The 21,234-nt window shown below is 46.7% G+C and carries 13 protein-coding genes; 3 read left to right on the top strand and 10 right to left on the bottom strand.

Annotated elements, in window-relative coordinates; translation table 11 throughout:
- Positions 1 to 188: 188 nt before the first annotated feature.
- Positions 189 to 2,561: a CHAT domain-containing protein gene (locus NDI34_RS18400; protein ID WP_348233420.1), complete on the top strand. Its 2,373-nt coding sequence runs from the start codon at positions 189 to 191 to the stop codon at positions 2,559 to 2,561.
- Positions 2,562 to 2,565: 4 nt separating this feature from the next.
- On the opposite strand, the gene NDI34_RS18395 is transcribed toward NDI34_RS18400, so the two are convergent.
- The 8 genes from NDI34_RS18395 to NDI34_RS18360 all read right to left on the bottom strand — a co-directional run bounded on the left by NDI34_RS18395 (position 2,566) and on the right by NDI34_RS18360 (position 12,839).
- A complete protein-coding gene (locus tag NDI34_RS18395; RefSeq protein ID WP_348233419.1) occupies positions 2,566 to 3,351 on the bottom strand; it encodes a DUF928 domain-containing protein in 786 nt (261 codons plus the stop codon).
- A gap of 117 nt (positions 3,352 to 3,468) precedes the next feature.
- Complete coding sequence (locus NDI34_RS18390) at positions 3,469 to 4,905, bottom strand: lecithin--cholesterol acyltransferase (RefSeq protein ID WP_348233418.1); 1,437 nt, start codon at positions 4,903 to 4,905, stop codon at positions 3,469 to 3,471.
- An 89-nt stretch (positions 4,906 to 4,994) separates the two neighbouring features.
- Complete coding sequence (locus NDI34_RS18385; RefSeq protein WP_348233417.1) at positions 4,995 to 7,859, bottom strand: NACHT domain-containing protein; 2,865 nt, start codon at positions 7,857 to 7,859, stop codon at positions 4,995 to 4,997.
- Positions 7,860 to 7,928: 69 nt separating this feature from the next.
- Positions 7,929 to 10,028: a caspase family protein gene (locus tag NDI34_RS18380; RefSeq protein ID WP_348233416.1), complete on the bottom strand. Its 2,100-nt coding sequence runs from the start codon at positions 10,026 to 10,028 to the stop codon at positions 7,929 to 7,931.
- Between the two features lie 34 nt (positions 10,029 to 10,062).
- Positions 10,063 to 10,431, bottom strand: coding sequence for a lysozyme (locus NDI34_RS18375; protein ID WP_348233440.1), 369 nt, complete (start codon positions 10,429 to 10,431; stop codon positions 10,063 to 10,065).
- A 75-nt stretch (positions 10,432 to 10,506) separates the two neighbouring features.
- Positions 10,507 to 10,716 carry a hypothetical protein gene (locus NDI34_RS18370; RefSeq protein WP_348233415.1) on the bottom strand — a complete coding sequence of 70 codons (210 nt, stop codon included), beginning with the start codon at positions 10,714 to 10,716 and terminating at the stop codon, positions 10,507 to 10,509.
- 92 nt (positions 10,717 to 10,808) lie between these two features.
- Entirely contained in the window at positions 10,809 to 11,789 is a 981-nt protein-coding gene (locus NDI34_RS18365; RefSeq protein ID WP_348233414.1) for a peptidoglycan-binding protein, read from the bottom strand.
- 666 nt (positions 11,790 to 12,455) lie between these two features.
- Entirely contained in the window at positions 12,456 to 12,839 is a 384-nt protein-coding gene (locus tag NDI34_RS18360; RefSeq protein ID WP_348233413.1) for a hypothetical protein, read from the bottom strand.
- A gap of 274 nt (positions 12,840 to 13,113) precedes the next feature.
- Between NDI34_RS18360 and NDI34_RS18355 the strand changes: the two genes are divergently transcribed.
- Positions 13,114 to 16,083, top strand: a complete 2,970-nt coding sequence (locus NDI34_RS18355; protein ID WP_348233412.1) for a filamentous hemagglutinin N-terminal domain-containing protein — start codon at positions 13,114 to 13,116, stop codon at positions 16,081 to 16,083.
- Here NDI34_RS18355 and NDI34_RS18350 read toward each other — a convergent pair.
- Positions 16,075 to 18,762: a CHASE2 domain-containing protein gene (locus tag NDI34_RS18350; protein ID WP_348233411.1), complete on the bottom strand. Its 2,688-nt coding sequence runs from the start codon at positions 18,760 to 18,762 to the stop codon at positions 16,075 to 16,077. The two genes, NDI34_RS18355 and NDI34_RS18350, sit on opposite strands and share 9 nt — an antisense overlap.
- A 292-nt stretch (positions 18,763 to 19,054) precedes the next feature.
- Here NDI34_RS18350 and NDI34_RS18345 point away from each other — a divergent pair, with 292 nt between their 5' ends.
- Positions 19,055 to 20,395 (top strand): AAA-like domain-containing protein, encoded by a 1,341-nt coding sequence (locus tag NDI34_RS18345; RefSeq protein ID WP_348233410.1) that lies wholly within the window; start codon positions 19,055 to 19,057, stop codon positions 20,393 to 20,395.
- Positions 20,396 to 20,986: 591 nt separating this feature from the next.
- Here NDI34_RS18345 and NDI34_RS18340 read toward each other — a convergent pair.
- Positions 20,987 to 21,234, bottom strand: a 248-nt coding sequence (locus tag NDI34_RS18340) for a hypothetical protein (RefSeq protein ID WP_348233409.1), incomplete at its 5' end; no start/stop codon positions are given.

The following is a 21,234-nucleotide window of genomic DNA, read 5'->3' as shown; positions in this document are numbered from 1 at the left end:
CCGCAGCAACCTATCCCACACTTCTCTAGAACTTTTTGACAAACCTGGTTAAGAGGATATGTATCCAACCGGGCATTCGACTGAAATCTGGTTATTGGGACTCATGGCAGCAGCCTTCAGCAGAACAGTCAGTTCCAGAAAAAAGGGAAAGTAGTAGCTCAAAGTGCAGTGTTTTGAAATCAATTAAAATGCTCAGATCAACGGTTATTACAAATTTCTGGCTTGGTGTTTTGGTGTTGTTAATCGGAGGCATGCCTGTCAAGGCAAGTTCTTCTGCTGATGCGACGAATGCAGCGCTCATCCGCGCCCAAACCTTAAATAGCCAGGGTACACGTCAACTGGAAACTGGACAGGCTGAAACGGCTCTAGAAACTTGGAAACAGGCAGAAGCTGCCTATACAGCAGCAGGGGATGAAACGGGCAAGCTGGGTAGTCAACTGAATCAGGTGCAAGCCCTGCAAACGCTTGGACAATATCGCCGTGCAAAAAGCTTTTTGGAACAAATCAGTACTCGATTGCACCCTCTACCAGATTCTCTACTGAAAGCCAGTAGCTTGCGAAGTTTGGGAATCGCCCTATTGCGTGTAGGCGATTTGCAAGAGAGCTACAGGGTTTTACAGTCAAGTTTGCAGATTTCTCAACGCTTGAATGGAGATACAAGCAGTACGCTACTGGCTTTGGGCAATGTAGTAAGAGTGCGACAGGATGATCCAAACGCGATCGCATCTGCAAACACCAACGCGATCGCGTTCTATCAACAAGCTGCCGCCGTTGCACCAGATAACTTGATTCGGCTTCAGGCACAGTTGAATCTATTGGGCCTTTTAGTTGAAAGCAATCAAACTCCACAGGCATTACCCTTATTACCTGAAATTCAATCCTTGTTGGCAGAGCTATCGCCAAGTCGGGCTACGGTTTATGCTCAGGTGAATCTAGCAGAAAGCTTGATGAAATTAGGGGACAGGGAATCGGGAGTGAGGAGCGGGAACAACAACGTCCTGCTCCCTACTCCCTCTGTCGTCGCGCAACTGCTTGCCAACGCGATTCAACAAGCAAGAAGCCTGAACGATCCCAGAGCAGAAGCTTACGCATTAGGGCAACTCGGACATCTCTACGAAACATCGCGCCAATGGGCAGAGGCTCAACGTTTGACACAACAGGCACTACAAATAGCCCAATCGATTCAGGCGGATGACATAGCGGTTTCCTGGCAGTGGCAATTGGGGCGGATTCTGAAGCAGCAAGGACGGACTTCAGAGGCAATTGTTTCCTATAACCAGGCTGTTGAAACCCTCTCCGTGTTAAGAGGCGATTTAGTGGCGATCAACCCGGAAGCTCAGTTTTCCTTTCGAGAACAAGTAGAACCTATCTATCGCCAACTCGTGCAACTGCTGTTAGAGAACAATCCAACACAGGCAGACTTGCAACGGGCGCGATCTGTGATTGAAGCACTCCAGTTAGCCGAACTGAATAATTTCTTTCGAGAAGCTTGTCTGGATGCGAAACCTCAACAAATCGATCGGGTTGATACCAATGCAGCGGTAATTTACTCGATTATTTTGCCCGATCGCCTTGCGGTTATTCTCTCACTGCCTAACCAGCCTCTACGCTATCACTTCACAGAGCTAGCTCAAAATTCCGATGGCAGGGTAGGTGAAAGGAGTAGCGGCAGTGAAGTTGATCGAGTGTTTGACGATCTTTTTACCACACTCTATCCATTCATTACCAGTGACACGCCATTGCGTCCGCATCAACAGCTATACAACTGGCTAATCCGTCCGGTAGAAGCAGATTTAGCTAAAAGCCAGGTCAAAACGTTGGTGTTTGTTCTGGATGGAGTTTTGCGGGGAGTTCCGCTAGCGGCACTGCACGATGGTCAGCAGTATTTAATTGAAAAATATAGTCTGGCGGTAACACCGGGATTGCAACTCTTACCGCCCCAATCGCTGACTCCAGAACAACTCGGAACGCTGGCAGGTGGATTGTCACAAGCGCGTCAGGGGTTCTCAGCCCTGCCTGGTGTTGATCGAGAAATACAGCAGGTTTCTACCCTTGTACCAACTATCGCCCTGCTGAATCAGGATTTTACGCAAACGCAACTGGCAGAGCAACTGAAGTCTGCCCCATTCCCGATTGTGCATCTTGCCACCCACGGGCAATTCTCTTCACGGGCAGAAAACACTTTTCTGCTCACCTGGGACGGGCGAATTCAGGTGAATGCCCTTGACCAACTGCTGGAGGCACGCGATCGCCAAAATCGTCGTCCCATCGAAATCCTGATCTTGAGTGCTTGTCAAACGGCAACGGGAGATAAACGTGCAGCACTGGGGCTGGCAGGAGTGGCAGTGCGTTCGGGCGCACGCAGTACGATCGCCACTCTCTGGTCGGTGCAAGACAACTCAACCGCAGAACTCATCACCCACTTCTACGCTGCCCTGAAACAACCTGGTATCACTCGCGCAGAAGCACTACGACAAGCGCAACTATCCCTACTGCGATCGCCCGACTATCAGCATCCCTACTACTGGGCACCGTTTGTCCTGGTTGGTAACTGGCTTTAGAGCCTCATTGCAAGGGTTCGTTTGCGATCGCTCCCAATCCTACACTGGGTTGGGTCAAAAAGTCTGCCCAAATTCTTGCAAGGGCTGGGTCAACGGGTTGCGCTCGTCTCGCTTCCGCCAAGGCAGTCATGACATCGTACCAGATGCCTTGCTCTCCATACCAGGCGGCACGTTCTAAAGGTTTCTGCGGATTGTTCATCTTGCCAGAGGGAACGACCCGCCGCACCCAGGCGGTCACAAATGGATCGTTGGGACTGGGGCGATCGCCACATACCAGCACCACCGCCCACTGATATGATTTATCAGCTTCCAATGGAGGCGCGTTTTCATCCAGCGGAATTCCTACAATCCCCGACTCCCCTGTAATCGGGAGAAAACGCTGGGAGTGCGGTTGGGAATTCTCTTCTCTAACGCTCAACACCATCTGACGCGCCGACGTTTCTGGCAGATAGACCCAAACGGTAGGATGCTCTACCCAGGTTAAACCCTCTTGATTGTTAGGAACGAGGGCAGTGAGCGCCAATGGTTCAGTAGCTGAACTACCTGGATTGGTTGGTGCATCTTGAGGACAGTGGCGATCGTTACGAGAACCAGCTCCTCGTGTGTTTGGTGGTGGCCCAGTACCTGAGGGTTTGAACAAAACCTGTGTAATGGGGTTCTGTGCTTCGTCAGAATCATGCGCTGGAATTGGTGGAGTCTCTTCGGGAGCAGATTGCGCTAATGTAGATGCTGGTTTAGTCAGCAGTAAAAGACTGACAGACATGAACACAAACAATGGTTGAAGATTCATAACCAGTGACTCCCTGACAATGCTTCACAAAATCATAAGGGTTTTGCTCGTTCCAAAGCTCCAGCTTGGGAACCAGGAAACTGAATTGGTATTAGTCATGACTTCAACTGTTGAATCCTACACAACTTCAAACAGGTCATGAACTGGGCTAGGAGATGCGTCAGTTACGTTTTCGGTTTTGACTGTGACGCGGTACAATCCGGCAGGCAACTGGTCGATCGCCAACTTCCATTCATTCTCCTGTTCAACAAAATCGACCGCCACCGAAGGATGCTGATTAGAAACCGATTGAATCTCCGCCTTGAGTGATGCGGCTGAATTAGGCAGTCCAATCATCCGGGCACGCATCGTAATCAGTTCATCGCTTAAGTAAAGATCCTCTAAGCTCAGACTGATCGCCGTTTGCACTTCTCCTCTGATGGATTCCAGATCAATCTGACCGATTCGCAACACATTCAGCAGGCTATCCAACACCTGTGCTTGATTCTGTAAGCCACCATGCTGTTCAGCGATGAAAAAATTATCCAAATCGCGCGATCGCTCAATGGGAATTGCAGATACTTTTGGCACCGTGCCATCCCCATCCCCCAAGTCAGAACGGTTTTGCAAGACCGCGGGTAAATCTTCACTCGCCACCAGTTTTCCGTTGGTCAGTGTCGCCGATTGTAGAGTGGGCTGATGCACACCGGAGATCGGCACGGTTGTGAAGGAGCGGAGATAGTTTTCATCTTTGAGATGACGTTCGACGGCTGCTTCGATCTCGCGATGGAATGCTAAAGCGTCTTGTGCCTTTTGTCGATCCACATTGGGGAGATTGTCAATCTCAGCAACGCGGTGATATTCGCCATTAATGTTGATGACTTTGTAGATAGGTAAGAGTTGATAGATGGAGGTGAGCGATCGCATCACTTCTGTCAAATCTAGAAACAGTTGCTTGTACCCATTTGCTAGAAAGTTAACGGCTTTGAGGGAACCACGATAAGGAGTACCAAAGGTAAATAATGCTCGGCTATCTTTCCAACCTTCTAGCACTTCTAGATAGTAGCGAGACACTAACCCGCCCATGCTGTGTGCCATCAGAATGACTTTGGCATCGGAAGCTCCACTCTTTTCACGCCAACATTTGAGTCGTTTATCAATCAACTTCTTCAGGATTCTAGCGTTTACCCGGTTATCTCGTCGCCAATCGTAGGGAAACTGGTAGAAGTTGGCGGCTCTGTCATCAGGATCATTGTAAATATCACCCACGATAACATCAAAGTGATCCGCGATCATATGAGCCGTTTTAGTGTAGCCATCAATCTTCCAAAATCCTGGAATCAGATGGGTATCTTGAATCAATGCTGTGGCTCGAACTCCATCCCCCAAGTTTTCAGCTTGTGGATCATCCTGAGAGAGTTTTAGGTTGTGAATAGTATCACCTAATTGAGTTAGTATTCGCCAAACTGCCTGCCCAGAGATTGCCCACAAATCCTTGTTGTCTTTTTGTAAAATGCTTCCCAGAATGCCAGGAAGAATCACAACCATATCTTTGAGGGGAGCTTTGTTGGTCATCTCATCTCCTGAGAATTACTTGCTTCTATTGCACTTGGCAGATTACTTCTCAAGCAACAAGGTAATCTTCTAATATGCTTTGCTAATGTTTAATTTTTATGAGTGTTACCAGAGTTAGCTTTGGCTTGGTACATCGAATCAAAATGCTCCAGCAACATTCGATGAAAGAAGACATAGCCATTTCCTATTTTCTTCATTAAGAGGCGACTTGAAGCAAAGTCAAGGAGTTTTGCATAGTTCCAGGGAATTTTGCCTTTTTTGTGAAGCACAAAGCGCAGAATAAAATGCTGAATACAGGCTATTCCACCATACTGTAGACCAGCAATTAGTCCTAAGATAAGTCCGCCTGCTAGAAGACCAAGCAGTTGTCCATTTACTGAGAAAACAACTTGACCAGGAGGAAGCTTATCGCTATTTAACCCTAAAGATAGCACCCACAATACAGACAAAAATTCAGGAGTTAATCCAGCTAGAAAACAAATTCTAAAGGAATTTATGATTCCCTGATTTGGTTTTGTTTTTTTCACCACCTCAGAACTACCTAATCCACTACCCAAACCAAACAACAATGCGAGACTTGGCACAAAAAATATTAGCCCATACAGTAAACCAACAAATAAATCTCCAAATCCACGGCTCCGCCACGCAAATACAACTCCTAGACCTATTGCCAAAATCATTCCAAACTTGGCACCAGTAAATAATTGGCTAAACAACCTTTTCTTAGCTCTTCGCCATGACCAACTAAGTTGCCCTAAGGTAGATATTTCTTTTGATAATCCAGTCATGATTACACTAGAAAACACACCCGTCAGTACGATCAGCTCCAGACCATTTAACGAAATTGGTTCTTTCAAAAATTCCCCGTCGTTATACGCAGCGAATGCTTCATAAAGTAGTAGAAAAACGAATCTGAAATGTAACATACTCAGTAGGAAACTAATCAGCCCAGCAAGGATACCAGAAAGCATTAGAGTTCCAAGTTTATAAATCATTCTGCTAAGAGAATGCTGTAACCAGGTTGGCTGCATCTTCTCGATCAGGAAGATTGTTTGCCTTTCCTGTACCATTCGATTTGCCAACCAACTCAGCCAATGCAGTACATCATTTTTGGAATATTCTGACGTACTTTTCTGTTCCAGCCTACGATCGATGTAAGCGTTAAACACATGTTGGTTTCGATGCTCTGATGCTGAGTACAGATGTAATTTCAGATCCTCGATCAGCCATCCCTGATATGCCACACTCATGAGGTTTATAATCAATGGATTTTTGGCAAACTGATCTAATTCAGTATTGTTTCTGAGTAATACTTTTAAGTTAGTTAGAGATTCACCAAGCCCATCTAAAAACTGATATATTTGCTCTGACGACAAGGGTTGAAGGCAAAGGGCGCTGCTAATCTGTAAACGTTCAGTCAATGCTTCATAGTCTCGTACCCGGCTACAAACTGCCACCTCAGTCTGAGGATACAGCCCAATAAAATCATTCAAAGCACGAACACAACCGTTTCGATTCTCTTCTCTAACTTCATCCAATCCATCCATTAATAGGATAAGCTGCTGTTGTGTAATCCAGGGTTCACTTAAGGATTTTGATACCTGATATTTTTCTCTTAGCTCATCAATCATCCAGTCAGCAATAGATTTTTGATCTTTTGCCCAGGAAGATAGATTAAAGACCACTGGCATTGGTAAGCTGAGATTTCGTTCGCTACGCTCTATAAGACGTTGTGCAAGTTGTAGGAGGGCGACTGTCTTTCCAGATCCCGGATCACCCAGAATCAGCAATGTCCGACCCTGCCCTATTTCTTCATATATGCGCGTTTCTCGAAGCTCCTCAAATGAGTCATCCAATTCCACAGATAACGTCTCAATTCTCTGAGATACGTCAGCCTTTTCATTTGGATGATTTTCCCGACCAAGTTTCATAGCAAGATTATTTTGAAGAGAAGGCTCAAGAAAGCCCTTAATCCAGAACTGCTTGACCTTACCTAAAAATACCTTGCGCTGCTCATACTGCTCTTTGGTGAGATTGGCTGCATTACTAGCTGAAAACTGCCCAAAATTGTCATAGGCATCCCTCACATAGTCTTTATATTCCTTACGTTCGATCCCATCTTTGACAAATGCAACAAATCCTGGCGGGAGTTTAGGCTGTGTTGGGAAGGGGAGAGCTTCCTGAGCTAAATTAATATTCGCTACAGTTTCTTCAGGAACAACCTTCTGTTCGATAACATCATGCGCTAAATCCAACGGAGGCTCAGACAATGCTGATGGAAGAGAAACCCCTTGGAGTGGAGTGCTATTTATTGAAGAAGATAGCAGCATACTCTTCTTCCGCAAAACTGGTTTTAGATGCTCTGGTAGAGCATATTGTTCAGGTTGTAAAGCTTCCACAATATATTCAGCTTTACGATACTGCCTGGATTGTGTAGATTGGGAATTTGTTTCGCTCCAGATTTGAATCGCGATACACCCCATCTCATAGGCTTGCTCGATCGTTTTTCCTGCTGCCAGTCCCTTATAAAAGCCTATTGAGAAGAGATAGGCTGCTTTGTCGAGAATTGGCTGATTCATGCCAATCACATAATTGACATACTCAACGATCGCTTCTGCTTGACAGTCGCTGTCGCAAGCATTCAGCACTGTACAATTAATCTCAGTTGAAAAAGTTTTAAATATACGAGCCAGTATCTCTGTACTGACAAACTGTTTTCTCCCATCCTCATCCTGAAAAACTAATCCTTTCTCTCCTGCCCCATGTCCACAAAAGTGAACCACTTGGGGGCTATGCTCTGCAAGTAGTTCTGGTAATTGGTGAGAGCAAGCCTCTAACCCAAACCTTATTTCAAAGTTTCCCAACCGCTGTATTGCGGTGATCAAATCCGAAACTTCTCGATTAAGATTAAGATCCCGGTCTGGGTTAGAGGAAAGAATAAGCAGTTTTTGCATTGCTTCACATCCTATAATTCAACGTTCTACTTGTTCAACAAACAATCAGCTACATGAACAAATAGGAGATCAATCTGGTAACAAGCTTTCAGGTACAATCGTGACTTGAATCTGCTTCGTTACCCAGTCTGCATTCGGATCGGGTTCATACACCGCAGCACGAGTCATGACGGGTGCTGCATTCGGCTCTGTACCTACAGCCTCTAATAATTTGCCAAAAGCACTTTGAATGCCACGAGTTGCTTCATGCTGTTTTTCAATGACGTGATCTAGAGGTGGCAGCCTAAGCCAGCGGAAGTCGGCAGCACCACGAGTCGCAAAGAGTTTAAGCATTTCTTTCGCCTGCTGATATGCCGCGCCCTCCGGTGCCGTGAAACGTAACGGAATGTCTGCTGTTTCCTGGGGTGCCAGTTCATAAAAAGCAGCATTGTTGCCCCGGAGGGGAATTTGAGAGATTTGCCAAGTGGGTTCCAGATCCAGCACTGCCACATTCAGCGCTTGAGAAGCAGTATTTTTGACTCGAAGATAAGCTTTTGTGCCATGTTTTAGCGTAATGTTGCTGGGGTTGGGGAACGGCTGTTTGTTCTGATCTAACAAGATAAATTCAAGAGCATCCATCAATTCGGAAGCAGGATTGTCCAATTCTTGAACGGATTGATACTTTGTCAAGTGAACCAATCGCTGAACCACTTCCCTAGGTGCTGCGGCATCCCTAAACATAAGGGGAGGATTCAAGTTTTTGATAGGCATTCCAATACAAATTTCGTATTCACCGTTTTTACCTAACGCAACTTGATAATGTCCCTCTTCTCCAGGTTGGACTTCCATCACCCAGCCATTGCCTGCCAACGCTTGCCGTACCGCATCTAGCGCTTCTTTTTGTTGGTCAACCAGCGCTTGAGTGGGCAATTCATTTTCCGCCTCACCTAACTGTTTTTGATCGTGGAAGCGGACTCGCCGCACCAAATCCGTAGGTGCAGCCAGCAGGAGGGCAGGCGCACCCGGCTCAATTTGCCCTTTAACACCAATGCCACCCTCCACTTCGGCTAACACCCGTGCAGTGGCGCTGGAAGCTTCAATGTCTGTCACCTCAACGATCGCCACCTGTTTTTGTTTATTGGCAAAATCAGCCGTATTGAACGGGAAAATTGCAAACCGAGTTCCACTGTCCAAGCCATTTGCCAGCCCCGCATTCAGCTTTACTCGCTGCTGACTGGCATTGACCTGAAGCACCGTCACCGTGTAATGAGTCGATATCCGATTGGTGCCAAAGATGGCGCGATCGCCCTCTCCCAATAACATCGGTAACTGGCTGGGAAACTTGCTTTGAATTTTGGCACCCACGCGATCGTGCAGTGCTTTATAGGTGAGAGTTCCGGGCAGGGTGTTGAGGGTGTCCAGCATCCAGTAAGTCAGCGCACCATGCCGTTCTTTCCCATTCACGGAATATTCGTAGGCAGACTCCGTGGGGCGACAGGCTGCCAGCACCACATAATCTCTTGATACAGGAATCCAGGCGGTGCGATGGATGCCCTCGGTGAGCGATCGCCAATTGTTGATCAACTCTTCACGAGAACCGACTAAACTCTCACGAGGACGAATTGCTGTATCTGTCTCACCGGAGCTGCGAATCGCATAATCCCCACGAGTCGTTCCCCCAGAGTGGCAGCTATCCAGGATCACCGTAACTACCAATCCTTTATCCGTCATGCGCTTGAGTAGGGTCGCTAGCTCAACATCCCGCAGGTATCGACCATCAGGTTGTCCAATATCCATCGGGACGATGCCCTCATCACTCTGCCCCTCACCTTTGAGGTCTGAGTAGATCGTGGTTGCCCGCCCACCATGACCAGAGTAGTGAATGTAAATCTGTTCTCCTGGCTGTGCTGCTTCAGTCAGTTCTGTAAATGCTTTGACAATGTTTTCGTAAGTTGGCTCTGGTTCGTGTGCAGATCGGGCTACCAGCAATACGGTGTCTTCTCGATTGGGCGCAATCAACCTGCGAATGCGTTCTGTTGGGAGTTTTAGGGTATTTTTGAGAAACGCTTCAACCAAATTGATATCCCGTACTGCTCCCTCCAAACTTTTAAACAGCGACGTGGATGAATAATTGTCAATCCCAATTAACAAAGCATGAATGTTGGAGTCAGAATCATTTTGATTTGGCATATCACTAAGCCTCTATGATGCACCCAAAGTTTTTTCAACCGTTGTCGTCGCGGAAAGGTCGCCAATCTTCACCCAAAAATAAAGCCCGTTCTGCCTGCCGTCTGAAAGTCAATCCTTTTAAAACCTGCCTTCCTGCTTTATTCCACTTTAGAAATTCGTCTGCTGCCTGCTGAGTCTTTCCATTGTTCAACAGTTGCAGCAAAGTGGATCGCCTGAGATTATCAGAACCCAGGTTAAACGTGAAAGACACAAGAGCAGAAAATTGATTGTCATTTACGGATGTCTTGAGTGCGTTCTCAACAGCAATTTCAAACTTCTTAAGCTCCCGCTTCAGCCGTTGTTCTGCCTGCGCTTCCGTAATCTTCATCCCTGACTTGACAGTACCTGTATGACCATAACCAATCGTCCACTTACTCGCAGGACACTGATAAGCCTTTAGTTCAAATCCTTCAAATGATTTAATCAGCTCGATTCCCGTCTAGTTAATATTGCGAGTTGAGGTGCGATAACCTCTCGGAACAGGCCGTTCTTCACCAGGTGTTAAGACAACAAAGATGTCAGCCTGCGAAAACTGAAGTGCCTCGATTAGTCGATCTATCTGACTTGCTGTGTTTGTTACCTCAATCGTGCGATCGCCCTCCATTTCAAAAAAGCGACCATCATTTGTAATTGCTAGTGTTATCTCCATATGAAATTCCATTTCTATATAATGATAAACAGCAATTACATCAAGGGATTACGAATGAAAGGTTCTCCGTAATTCCTTGATTAATCCACTGCTTAGCTAACAACATCATGCTCGGATTTCATCAAATCATCACCAGCTATTACTGTGGTGTAAAATACATATTTCCTGTCTGATTCATAGCGGTTGTCTTGTTTAACAAACTCCATAAACTGTTTATGTCCTGCCGTTGTTCGTCCCACCAAACAACCTGCACTAGCAGTCTTAATGTTATTTTTAGGGAAGTCAAATCCCCAATGCTGATTGATGCCAAAAAAGCCTCTATCTAAGTCGTCATTGGTGCGGATGAAATCTTTATTGCGATCGCGATGTACCGTCACTTTCCCGCCCGTTTGTACAAGTGCTTCATGAGCAGATACTTTGCCTCTGTTATGAATATCTACCTGCCAACAACGGTGCTGTTTAAACTCAATCCGGGCAGCCCCATTCCGATTTAGTGGTCTGTCGATGGTGTAGACTTTCCCTGGTTCAGTGGTGCCTTCCCATTTACCAACAATTGCTGGCTTGCCTTCTTGAACTTCCAGCACCAAGCGCAAATCATTGAATTCATCTGGGGCATCATTGTTTAGAGTGAAGTCGGGATTCATTCCTTCAATGTAAACAATGTTGTATTGCTTACGTTCAGTAAAGACTGTGTAGCCCTTCTTAACCATGTAATTGTAGATACGGCTTGCCATATCACCCACTTGGGATTTTCCATCACTCTTAGAATTGGATAACGTGACAGTACCTCTGCTAGTAGGTTGTGCTTCGATCAGGGCTTTTGCCGTTTCTGCACCAAAGTAGCCATATTGTCTTTCCAGACTCGTATCGGGTAGAAAATTCGTTTGAAAAGTCAGTAATGCAGTAGCCGTTGCCTGATCAAATCCTCGGTCTGCCCAAGACTCTTCAAATGAAGCTTCTAAAAGACCAATTGCAACCAATGCTTCTTGAAGTTCTAGTGTTAGCATGAGGTCTTCGGCGATTGCCTCAAACGCATACTTATAATCTGTCTCTGCAAAGCTTTTGAGGTTCATTGTAATTCTCCTGATTCTCACTACGTTTCAACTTTGAAGTGCAGAAATTGCAACTTCACTGGTACAGTACGCTCAATGAAGTGATTGTTGAATTTCAGTGTTTAACTGCATCAACTGAGCAATTTTGAAAAATAGGTTGAGTTATATTAGTTTCGTGTCAGCATGAGACAGTGTAGGCCACGCCACGGTATCTCAACCGTTTCTCAACCTTTGTTACATAGGACTTGGTGAAAGGAGAGGTCAGTTTGTATCGAACACCGCGATACATCAATTCCTTCCCCATCAACGCAGTAAATTCTTTGGAAGTGTGACCTAGACGATGAGTCCGATTCTTCGGAACTTTGTAAGTGACACCGCGATAGCTCAGGAGAATCTTGCCTTTTGCAGGAGCAGACGGAGTGAACAGAACTGATTGCAGCATGATGAAACTTCAAAAATGAATAGAGAACTGAAGTAGCCGAAATTCTGTAATCTGAACGAATTAATTTGCACAATGAAGGATAGATTTAAAGACTACGTTGTTTCTGTTGAAAAACAGTTGTTGCTTTGATGTAACTTGTTCGTTGCAGTGCGATCGCTGTCTTTACAGCAATTGCCCTGACTTCAAGATGAGCGTGACAAGATCAGCGATCGCTAACTGCTAAGCAACTCTCTAACTCAGTTTTATTAATGACACCTTAGCCAGTTGGAGGAGCAGAAAAAAGCGTTCGGTTTGCTCAAATTATCGAGCGTGGGTAGACTAAAACTGAAACGATCGCTCGAAGAAGACATAGATGAATGCTCTTGCCCATAATCAACCTTGCTAGCACCTAGCTTAGGCTCACTGCGAAGTAGAGCAGCACCAGATAATGCAAGAGTTCCAACAGTGATTAAAGTCGCTGAAGCAGCAACTGCACCAATACGATTCAACATTGTGGAAAATTCCTTACGATGGATAGAGTCAAAGCCTTTACGGTTTCTGCACGAAACGGCTGTTGCTTTGATGCTTCTCATCTTGTCAGATCGTTTCAGTTCTTCAAATCCATAAAACTCATATAAAACCTCATACAAAACCTCATAAGCTTGCGATGAGGAACGTGTAACTATGGATACTTTATAGCGTTGATTGCTTCGTTGAGCAGGATGAAATATTTGAAGAAATGCAGTTTCTTCTTAATGGGTTGCTTGTAATATTAGAACCTCCGGTTGTAAAGCCAAGGATTTTCTGGTTGCATTAAGAGGGATTGCTACAACACCCTTTCGTTATTGACATTCCTGTCAGAGGGTTTTGCACATTGACGTAGCGATCGCCGAACTATTACGGGATATCATCAGGAGGTGCAGCTTGGTTCAGCGATGGAGACGAGGCATCCGCTATTTGGCAACCATTGCAGCGTTAGCAGGAGCAAGTTTCTTTCCAGAATTGCCAAGTGCTGCCCAGCTGTTGCCAGATAATAGCCTAGGTGCGGAAAGCTCAATCATCACACCAAAGGACAATCTGCAAGGGCAACCGGCCGATTTGATTGAAGGGGGCGCACGTCGCGGCGGCAATTTATTCCACAGCTTTCAAGAATTTAATGTCGGCAATTTACAGCGGGCTTACTTTGCCAATCCTGCGGGAGTGGAGAATATTCTGTCGAGGGTAACGGGTACAAGTCCCTCGAACATTTTGGGCACTCTAGGTGTACTAGGCAATGCCAATCTGTTTTTGATCAATCCCAACGGCATCCTTTTTGGTCCTAATGCCACTCTCGATATCGGTGGTTCGTTCGTAGCCAGTACAACAAGTAGCATTCGCTTTGCAGATGGCACAGAGTTTAGTGCCGTGAATCCTTCTGCTACTCCCTTATTAACTGTTAGTGTGCCGCTCGGACTCCAGTTCAACGGTGGGGAAGGGGATATCGTTGTGCAAGCTGGTCAGGTTCCACACCCGGATAACCCGTTTACTGAAGTTGGCGATACGGGACAGCTTCCGGGGATTGCTCAAACGGTCAACAGCACGGATTCTGGAGCAGCGTTTGATGCTATCTCTGGTAATCTAAGCAGTGACAGCGATGTGGATCTGTACCAACTTTTTCTAACCGAAGGACAACCTTTCACAGCAAGTACAGTGGGTAGCACCGATATCAACACCCAGTTGTTTTTGTTCGATAGCAATGGCTTGGGCGTATTCGCTAACAACGACAGTGTGGGATTTCAATCCACCGTACCGTTGTATCAACCCTTTATCCCTGCTCTCTCCGGCACCTATTACCTGGGTATCTCTAGTTACCCGAACAGCCCCCGCAGTTCGCAAGGTTCCATTTTTAACGCTGTAGAGAATCCAAGTGGTCCTGGTGCAGGATTACCCCTCAATAGCTGGAATAAGATCCCTGGACCAACCATTCGCCCCAACACAGGGGCTTACAACATAACGCTCAATTCTCGCAGCGAAGGACTGCAAGTTCAGCTTGGTAGAACGCTGGCGCTGATAGGCGGTAATGTGAGGCTTGAAGGTGGGACAGTGCAAGCACTTGGTGGACGAGTAGAATTCGCTGGGGTAACAGGTTCGGGCCTTGTGGGATTAATACAACAGGGACAGGGGTTACGATTGAGCATCCCTGATGGACTGGCAAGGGCTGACGTTTCCTTCACTGAAAATGCCCTAGTGAATGTTAGTGCAGGGGGCGGGGGCAGTATTGCCATTCATGGCAGGAATGTGAATATGACAGCTAGCAGCTTGCTGGCGGGAATTGCCCCAGAATCGGGAACTGTTGGCTCACAAGCAGGAGGGATTGAAATCAATGCTGCGGGAGCAATTAACTTGGATGCCAGCAGTATCACGAATGATGTGGCGATCGGGGCAATCGGGGATAGTGGCGGCCTCAACCTGACCGCAGGATCGTTCTCCGCAACTAATGGTGCAGGTCTCTATGCCAGGACTTACGGAACCGGAGATGCAGGCAATATTAATATTGTGACCCGCGATGCTGTTAGCTTCGACTATTCCCTCGCCGTCAGTGCAGTCGTACCCTCAGGACAAGGGCAGGGAGGAGACATCCGCATCTCAGCTGGCTCGGTGTCCGTAACAAATATTGCACAATTGGCTGCTCTTTCACAAGGTGAAGGAGATGCTGGAAATGTAATAATTAATGCCCGTGATGCTGTCAACTTCGATGGTAGCGACGGTATGTATACCACTGCCGCCTTCAGTTCAATGGGAAATAGATCACCTGTAGTAGATACCGTAGTAGGGAAACCTAATGGACAGGGCGGAGATGTTCGCATTACCGCAAGGTCTGTATCTGTCACTAACGGTGCAGGATTGTCTGCTAATACAGTTGGATTGGGGAATGCTGGGAATGTGATAATTAATGCCCGTGATACTATCAACTTCGATGGTAAGAGTAAGGCGCTTAGCAACGTAGAATCGACAGGAATTGGCGACGGAGGCAGTATCATCATTACCACTGGGGCGCTGCTGCTAACCAATGGTGCAGCACTAACCGTTAGTAGTAAAGGCGCAGGGCTTGCAGGCTCATTAACTGTTGAAGCTGATGTGATTCGGCTTGACAATCAGGGGGAGATCAATGCTGACACGGTTAGAGGTGGGGGAAACATTAATTTGCGATCGCCTCTCCTGCTATTACGTCGCAATAGCAGCATTACCACGACTGCCGAAGGCACTGCCACAGGTGGCAACATTAACGTTGATGCTGATTTCATTGTTTCACCTCCGAATGAGAATAACGACATTATTGCCAATGCTTTTGCAGGATCGGGTGGAAAAATTACGCTGACAACCCAACGTATCTTTGGGTTTGATGTCCGTACTCGTGAGGATTTGCAACGCTTACTCAATACCACCAATCCGGATGAACTCGATCCACAACGTCTGCCGACCAATGATCTCACTGCTTTCTCGCAGGCGAATCCTACGATCGACACGGGAGCCGTCACTGTTCAAACTCCCGCTCTCGATCCGACACAGGGACTAACAGCATTACCAATAGATTTCACCGATCCCGGCCAACTAATAGCTGCTACCTGTCTGGCGGATGAGGGGAGTTCATTTGCCATTACAGGGCGGGGTGGTTTACCGGAAGACCCCCGACAGCCATTGATGGGACAGGAGATTTGGCAGGATGAGCGAGGAGCGAGGGAAGATGGAGAAGTCAGGGAGGTAGAAAGAGGGCGGGGAGTGCCGATCGTTGAAGCGCAAGGTTGGATCGTCGATCGCACTGGCACGGTTGTTTTAGTCGCGCAGCAACCCCAAACCCATCCATCAGGAGCGTTGATGCATCCGTCGTGTGCATTGCCCAACATTTCACCCTAGTTGTCGATCGATCGCGACCTGATGTTCTTTTGTTTCCGATTGCTTTAAGTACTCGATCGCAATGCGTCCAGCCGTGGGATAGTCTTGCCGTGCGTCTAACAGCAAAGCGAGCGTGCGTTGAAACTGGAGGCGATCGCGTTGTTTATCGGTGACAATGATGATGGCGATCGCAGTTCCCCACAGCCCTAGGAGTGTCGGCACTACAGGTATCCACCAGCCAGACAACAAGGCTAAATAACCACTGCCCATCAGTCCACCACTTGCTAATAAAATACCGATTGCCAGCTTCAACGGCGATCGCAATGACCAGCCCATTACTGCACCAACCCCAGACCACACCAGTACCCAGAGCCATTCGATCAAATCAGCCCAGACGCGAATCAGCGGTCGTCCATCCAGAGCGGCAGTGATGATTTGACTGACAATATTGGCGTGGAGTGTCACCCCGTTGATTGGTTGCGCCGGATTGAACCAACCGCCATTGTAGGGAGTCCGGAAGCGATCTTTGATGCTTTCGGCAGTGTAGCCAATCAGAACAATGCGATCGCGGAACAGTTCGGCAGGAATCTGACGGTTCAGGACTTGCCGCAATGGAACAGTCAGAAAATTTGCCTCAGTTCCTCGAAAATTGAGCAGGATTTGGTAGCTCTGTCCCGCCTGGGCATTGACATAGCCACCATCATGCGGTTCAAATTTCTCGAAAATGGCTTTCCCTAACTCAAATCGTCGCCCCGCTGCATCCAATTGCTTCAAAGCGAGACCCTCAGTTGCTAAGTACGGCAATGCTAGTTGTACTGCCAAACTATACTGTGATGTATTTTCAGCCCTAACAGACAATAATGCCCGACGCACTTTACCATCGGCATCTTCAACCTGATCGGCAAATCCAACTTGTTGTTTTTGATTCAAAATTGGGGGTGGGGCAACCCGGTTTCCTACCACTTTCTCGATCCCGATTAGGTTCGGTGTAGATTGAAACACCTGCACTAAGTCTGCGTGTCCTGGCTCGACGGGTAAATCCCGATAGATATCCAGCCCAATGACTCGCGGTTTTTGCGTCTGAATGTTTTGAATTGCCTGTGCCAATACTCTGTCCGGCATCGGATGCCCGACTTGGGTAATGTCTTGCTCGTCGATCTCGACCATCACAATGCGGCGATCGATCGGTTCTAAAGGTCGCCAGCGCACAAACTGATCGAACAGACTCAATTCTAGTTCTTGCAGCAGTCCTAAACCCCGGAGCAGCAAAAGGGGGACAGCGAGACTCAACGTTATGCCCGGTATCCAACGCCAACCAATACGGCGTTTTTGAACCTCTTGGCTGGCGCGTTGTCGGGCAACCGCTAACATCTGGCTTGCCTGTTCCACAGCTTCCAGGGCGGTTTGCGCTTCCCGTTTCGCCAGATCCTGACTCGCCCCCAAAAATTGATAATCCTCATAATTCAAGCTCTTGCCTAATGCCCACGTCAAGACATCCTGTAACGTCTGCCCCCGCAACAAATAGGATTCATCGCCTTTGCCAGAGGCGATCCAGGCATCGAGAGATTTGGCGTAGGGACGAAGTTGCGCCAGATGGTGACGCACCCAGTTCAGGTTAAATACAGCTTGATAAATGGGATTCTTGACTACCAATTGCCCTTGCTGGTTGATCGCTAGTCCGGAGAGCAACAGTTCGATCTGTTCGCGGCTCCCATCGAACTCCACTCCCTCATTCTTCAGGATCTGCTGATAGATGCCTAATAGTCTCCCCGTCAAGTGGGAATCATTTAGCAGGCGATCGCGAATAGTTCGCAAATGTTCGGGTTCATCCTGGAATTCCCAGGCTTGAATGATGAATTTTTGAATCAATTGTTCGATGTGTTCTCGATCCGTGATGGATTGAGATTGAGCCGGAATGGGATGCTCAACCAGTAACTGGCACACCTTTTGGATCAAGAAGGGCTGTCCACCCGTCCATATCAAGATTTCTTGCAGAGCACGTGACGGCTCGTGGACACAGCCAACTAGACCCTGCGCCAACGGTTGAACATCCGCTCGATACAACCCACACAGGTCGATTGCTCGACCAATATTGAATGGAGTTCTCTGATGATCGCTCATGAGATCGGATGGCGTGGCAACTCCCAAGAGCGCAAACGTCAGCCGTCGGTACTCAGGCTTCAAACTGCGACGGTTATAGCAGGCACGAATCAGTCCAAAAAAATCATTGAGCGAGAAATCCAAGCCTCGAATACTATCCACCTCATCTAGAAACAGTACCAGCTTAGGTCGCGGGTGTTCCTCACTTTTAACTTCTACCAGCAAAATTTCTTCAATGAACTGGCCTAACCGTTGCACTGGAGATAGACCATCCCGCTCAGCCCACCACCGTTTCAGATTTACAGTGCGGAATAAGTCAAATACCTGCCACAGTTCAACGACAAATCCCTTGTACCACTGCTCTGGTGTCAGGTTTTCGTTACCAATGCGGGATAGATCGATCGCTCCACAACAAACGCCGTCCTGTTGCAACTGATGCAATACCTGCACCATCAAGCTAGACTTCCCCATTTGGCGGGCATTAAATACGTAACAAAATTGATCGCTACTTAAAACTTGATAAAGGTCAACATCTGCCTGCCGCCTCACATAGTAAGGATGGTCTTGACTCAGACTGCCACCAACCTGGTACTGATTCATACGGGGAACTTGGAACACTTAAATGCGGTTAGATGAGCGTGTGACAGAAGTAACTTGCCTACCAAACGCGATCGTGGGTTTGCACCACAGAGGCTTAATTGCGAAACCGTATCTAATTTTGAATGATTGCTGGTAAGGAAGCACCTTCAAAACTGACACAATATCACTGCTTAATTGAATAGGTTGTGTTTCTGCATTAGACAATCCTTAAATCTCATAAGATTTCTCATAAAAAATTTCATACTATGCTCTAGAATGCCTTCAGCATATTCCTGTCTGGGGATTAATCCTCATGAATGTTGACAGCCTCTTTGAGAGTCTCAACCGCGAGTTAACTGCCAGTCAGATCCGTCCGCTCAATCCGGCAGAAACATTATTGTTACGCGGAATCTGGCAATATCAAACCTACAGCCAAATTGCAGAAGAGGTTGGGTATAGTCCTGGCTATTTGACTAATGTAGTTGCACCTGAACTTTTGCACCGACTCTCAGATCTGATTGGGCAACGTCTGACGAAGAAAAATTGTCGCATTCTGTTGGAAGCGTATACTACATCCCAATCTCATTCCCAACCAGAGGGACAACCACAACCGCTCATCTCGTCCCTTACCCCCAATCCGAACCAGGCGTTTACTCCAGCATTTCCCAGTGGACCGATCGCGAGCAACTCTCCGTTTTATATTGCGCGTCCGCCGATCGAATCACAAGCAGGTGACGAAATCTGCCTCCCAGGCGCATTGGTTCGTGTCAAAGCACCCAGGGAAATGGGAAAAACTTCGCTGCTTCTGCGCGTGTTGGATCGTGCCCAACAACAGGGATATCGTACTGTTTACCTGAATTTAGAGCAAATGGATCGAGCCATTTGTGCCAACCTGAATCGATTTCTCCGCAGTTTGTGTGCCAGCGTCACTCGTCAACTTCAACTTGAACCGAAAATAGATGATTACTGGGATGAAGATATTGGTAGCAAAGTCAGTTGTACCCTGTACTTTCGGCAGCATTTATTAGAGCAAATTAAGACTCCTTTGGTTCTTGCATTGGATGAACTCAACCAGATTTTTGAGTATCCTCATGTTGCCAAAGATGTTCTACCTCTGTTACGCTCCTGGTATGAAGAGGCGAAACGAATTCCGATTTGGCAAAATCTGCGGCTGATTATTGCTCACTCCACAGAAGTGTATGTCCCCCTGCAACTGAATCAGTCTCCTTTTAATGTGGGGTTGGCAACTCAACTCGTTGGATTCACGTTAGCTCAAGTGCAACAACTCGCCCAGTGTTACGGTCTGAACTGGAGCGATGGAGAATCAGCCAAACAACTGATGGCAATGGTTGGTGGACATCCAGCTCTCATCCATACGGCTCTCTATCATCTCAGCCGAGAAGAACTCACTCTTAGCCAACTTCTAGCATCGGCTCCAACTCCTACAGGAATCTATCATCATCATTTACAGCGTCATTGGACAATTCTTAAACAACACCCGGATCTACTCCAGGCATTGCAGGCTCTTCTGAGGACTCGCGAACTAATATATTTAGAATCAAGCCTTGCTCATCAACTAAACAGCATGGGACTAATCAATCATTTTGGAAACAAAGTAACTGTAAGCTGCGAACTATATCGCCAGTATTTCTGAAGGAAAACATTTACTACTACTGAAGCTTACTAAACCTCTCTCACTTCAAATCCTATCAAAAACGATCATACCGCTCAGTTTAGAACTGAGTGATAGCTAGTCATTCCTGAAAAACCTAATAAATCCAGCTAGCTAGGGGTTTAGCCTAATAAAATAGCCAAAAAATTGCCAGAAAATATTTCAATTATTACAAAATATAGGAAAATAGGCTTCTTGCGAGAATTAGGATAAGTGTTATGCATTTTTAATGCACAGCAGATGGAAGTAAGGAGTGGGGGATGGAGTACAGTAAATAATCTTCAAATAGTTTTAAAGTTAAAGGTTCCACCAAATTCCTTAGGGGTGGGGAATCGGAAACTGGGAATAGAGAATTATGCCAATTCCTATTCGCTATTTTCCTCTTCTTTTGAAAGTTGTATCAGTTGAATTAGGCCTTGCTGAGCTTTTGCAGAACTTGAAGGGAAAGATTGAGTTGTACTAATTGGCACAGGTAACTATACGCTGGCAGACTGCTAGGATAGCGATCGCTTACAGATGACGGTCTAACCCTCTTGTGTCAAAGTTGAGTGAAAGCTTGATTTTTCGTGGATTTTAACCGAATAAATTCATCAAATTTTCCCAAAGTGCCAGAAAAAGGCATCTGTCAGCAGCTTTGTGAGAATCTAAAGTTCTCAATACTTTCTCAATCTGGCGCTCCAGATTGAGATTTCCTAAGATGGTTACTTCCTTAGAGAAGCCAAGAGTTGTCGAACCACTTGGCGGATGCGATCTCGCTTGAGATGGCTGCTGAAGTTCAAGGTAATTTGTAAAAGTTTGGGTCAGGATATTCATGTCAGTTT

The organism is Trichocoleus sp. DQ-U1 (genome assembly GCF_039961925.1).
In the GTDB taxonomy this organism is placed as follows: Bacteria; Cyanobacteriota; Cyanobacteriia; order Cyanobacteriales; family FACHB-T130; genus FACHB-T130.
Note: the sequence above shows the minus strand (reverse complement) of the source record. Positions and strands in the feature narration are given on the sequence as shown.